Here is a 3,235-nt window from a genome sequence, read left to right as displayed (position 1 = left end):
CACCTGGAGGCAGGGCATAAAAAATTGCCACTGGTGATACCGGTGCTGTTCTATACGGGTAAACGCAGCCCGTATCCGTACTCCACCCGGTGGATGGATGAGTTTGACGATCCGGAGCTGGCAGGCAAACTCTACAGCGGCGCTTTCCCGCTGGTAGACGTTACGGTTATTCCGGATGATGAAATCGCTGGCCATCGCAGTATGGCCGCACTGACTTTACTGCAAAAGCATATTCACCAGCGGGACCTGGCAGAACTGGTTGACCGGCTGGCGCCCATCCTGCTGGCCGGATATCTGTCTTCATCACAGGTAATATCGCTGGTACACTATATAGTGCAGGCAGGCGAAACATCGGACGCCGAAGCCTTTGTACGCGAACTGGCACAGCGTGTGCCGCAACACGGAGACGCACTTATGACCATCGCACAACAGCTTGAACAGAAGGGCATCGAGAAGGGGATTCAACTCGGTGAACAACGCGGCATTGAAAAAGGCGAGCGCGAAGCCACCCTTAAAATTGCACGAACCATGCTCCAGAACGGCATTGACCGCAATACTGTCATGAAAATGACCGGTCTGACCGAAGATGACCTGGCGCAGATCCGCCACTAATCACCCTTTCCTGGCACTCCCTGTCCGGCCATCAGCGAATACTGGTGGGGCAGGGAGGCACCAGACTCAGGCTCTGCCTGCCAGCCACAGCGATTAAACAGCTTCATTACCCCCTCTACGTTCCCCGTCAGACGCGCTGTCAGCGGATTTATTTGTCGGCCGCTGTCGTCAAAAGCGACATCGAGGTTGGCCCGTGAGAGATAAATGCCGTTCACGCCCGCACTGAGCGCCACAGCATTCCGGCCGGACCATTCCCGATCGCTCAGCAGGCGGTAATTCCAGCTCATGTCTTTCGCGGTTTCCAGGGCATACGTCAGCCGGAACAGGTCGTTTTGCTCAGACAATTCGCCGGTGCAGGAGCGCCAGAGATAATTCAGCTTGCTGGCCAGCTTCGCGCTGACGCCCAGCTGGCGTCCCTGTTTCAGAAGCCACTCGATATCGGGCGTCACATCACGAGAAAAACGCCGTTGCTTCAGCGCAGTCGCCAGCCAGCGGGTGAGAAAGAGGTTTTCCTGTGCCGGTGACAGCACATCGCCGTTCTGCCTGGCCAGCGCAAGCGCCACCAGGGCACACCTGTTACCAACGGTGCGAAAGTGATCCATATCCGACGCCTGAAATCAGATCCAGGGGTTAATCTGCTCTCCTGATTCGGGAGAGCTTATGGTCACTTTTGAGACAGTTATGGAAATTAAAATCCTGCATAAGCAGGGTATGAGCAGTCGGGCTATAGCCAGGGAACTGGGTATCTCCCGTAACACCGTAAAGCGTTATCTGCGTGCGCAGTCTGAGCCGCCAAAATATACGCCGCGTCCCGCAGCCGCTTCACTCCTGGATGAATACCGGGACTATATTCGGCAACGCATCGCCGATGCCCATCCTTATAAAATTCCTGCAACGGTCATCGCCCGCGAGATCGTGGAGCAGGGTTATCGTGGTGGCATGACCATCCTGAGAGAGTTCATACGCTCACTTGCCATCCCTCAGGAGCAGGAGCCTGTCGTTCGCTTCGAAACCGAGCCCGGACGGCAAATGCAGGTTGACTGGGGCGCCATGCGTAACAGCAAATCCCCCCTTCACGTGTTCGTTGCCGTTCTGGGGTACAGCCGAATGCTGTATATCGAGTTCACTGATAATATGCGCTATGACACGCTGGAATCCTGCCACCGCAATGCGTTCAGCTTCTTCGGCGGTGTGCCACGGGAAGTGCTGTACGACAATATGAAAACTGTAGTGCTGCAGCGTGATGCTTACCAGACCGGCCAGCACCGGTTCCATCCATCCCTGTGGCAGTTCGGCAAAGAGATGGGCTTCTCTCCACGACTGTGTCGCCCCTTCAGGGCACAGACTAAAGGCAAGGTGGAGCGGATGGTGCAGTACACCCGCAACAGCTTCTACATCCCGCTAATGACGCGCCTGCGCCCGATGGGGATCACCGTTGACGTTGAAACAGCCAACCGCTACGGCCTGCGCTGGTTGCACGATGTTGCCAACCAGAGGAAGCATGAAACTATCCAGACCCGCCCCTGCGATCGCTGGATCGAAGAACAGCAGTCCATGCTGGCTCTGCCGCCGGAGAAAAAACAGTATGACGTGCAGGTAGACGAAAGCCTGGTGACCTTCGACAGGCAGCCACTGCATCATCCGCTGTCTATCTATGACACGTTCAGCAGAGGAGTCGCATGATGGTCGAGCTGCAACATCAACGGCTGATGGTACTTGCTGAACAGTTGCAACTGGACAGTCTTATCAGCGCCGCACCCGCTCTGTCACAACAGGCAGTGGATCAGGAATGGAGCTATATGGACTTCCTGGAGCATCTGCTTCATGAGGAAAAACTGGCCCGACATCAGCGTAAACAGGCGATGTATACCCGGATGGCGGCCTTCCCGGCAGTGAAAACGTTCGAAGAATACGACTTCACCTTCGCCACCGGTGCGCCGCAGAAGCAGATCCAGTCGCTGCGTTCACTGAGCTTCATAGAGCGCAACGAAAACATTGTACTGCTGGGGCCGTCCGGTGTGGGTAAAACCCATCTGGCTATAGCGATGGGCTACGAAGCGGTAAGGGCGGGCATCAAGGTTCGCTTCACTACTGCGGCAGATCTGTTACTTCAGTTGTCCACAGCGCAACGCCAGGGCCGTTATAAAACAACGCTTCACCGTGGCGTTATGGCGCCGAAGCTACTCATCATCGATGAAATAGGCTATCTGCCGTTCAGTCAGGAAGAGGCAAAGCTGTTCTTCCAGGTCATCGCCAAACGTTACGAAAAAAGCGCGATGATCCTGACATCCAACCTGCCGTTCGGGCAGTGGGACCAGACGTTCGCCGGTGATGCAGCCCTGACATCGGCGATGCTGGACCGGATCTTACACCACTCACATGTAGTTCAAATAAAAGGAGAGAGCTATCGACTGAAACAGAAACGCAAGGCCGGGGTTATCGCTGAGGCTAATCCTGAGTAAAACGGTGGATCAATATTAGACCGTCGGTGGAGATGTAAGTGGATCACTTTTTACCCGTCGTTGACAGATCTGGAGGATGCAATAAATCTGAGCGTGAAGCCCCTGACGACTACAGGCCAGTGCCAGCTCAGATTCATCCAGAGCTAGATATTCCAGTCGCT

Annotated in this window: 4 protein-coding genes; 3 read left to right on the top strand and 1 reads right to left on the bottom strand. The window is 55.3% G+C overall.

Going from position 1 to position 3,235, the window contains the following annotated elements:
- Nucleotides 1-612 (top strand): Rpn family recombination-promoting nuclease/putative transposase (locus GA0061070_RS24170; protein WP_139109840.1); only part of this gene is annotated, 612 nt, incomplete at its 5' end.
- On the opposite strand, the gene GA0061070_RS24165 is transcribed toward GA0061070_RS24170, so the two are convergent.
- The gene (locus GA0061070_RS24165; protein ID WP_090139057.1) at nt 609-1,214 is read right to left on the bottom strand and encodes a DUF2913 family protein; all 606 of its coding nucleotides are present in this window, start codon (nt 1,212-1,214) and stop codon (nt 609-611) included. The two genes, GA0061070_RS24170 and GA0061070_RS24165, sit on opposite strands and share 4 nt — an antisense overlap.
- Nucleotides 1,215-1,272: 58 nt before the next feature.
- On the opposite strand from GA0061070_RS24165, the gene istA reads away from it, so the two are divergent.
- Together istA and istB are read left to right on the top strand one after the other, a co-directional pair.
- Complete coding sequence (gene istA, locus GA0061070_RS24160) at nt 1,273-2,295, top strand: IS21 family transposase (protein WP_090139056.1); 1,023 nt, start codon at nt 1,273-1,275, stop codon at nt 2,293-2,295.
- Entirely contained in the window at nt 2,292-3,074 is a 783-nt protein-coding gene (gene istB, locus GA0061070_RS24155) for an IS21-like element ISSen3 family helper ATPase IstB (protein ID WP_032666787.1), read from the top strand. The genes istA and istB overlap by 4 nt, the downstream gene beginning before the upstream one ends.
- Nucleotides 3,075-3,235: the final 161 nt, after the last annotated feature.

Origin of the sequence: Kosakonia oryziphila (assembly GCF_900094795.1) — a bacterium.
Taxonomy (GTDB): Bacteria; Pseudomonadota; Gammaproteobacteria; order Enterobacterales; family Enterobacteriaceae; genus Kosakonia; species Kosakonia oryziphila.
This window is presented reverse-complemented; position numbering and strand designations above follow the sequence as displayed.

Coding starts and splice junctions, on each gene's coding strand:
- GA0061070_RS24165 (WP_090139057.1), bottom strand. CDS start 1,214: ATGGATCACTTTCGCACCGTTGGTAACAGGTGTGCCCTGGTGGCGCTT.
- istA (WP_090139056.1), top strand. CDS start 1,273: ATGGTCACTTTTGAGACAGTTATGGAAATTAAAATCCTGCATAAGCAG.
- istB (WP_032666787.1), top strand. CDS start 2,292: ATGATGGTCGAGCTGCAACATCAACGGCTGATGGTACTTGCTGAACAG.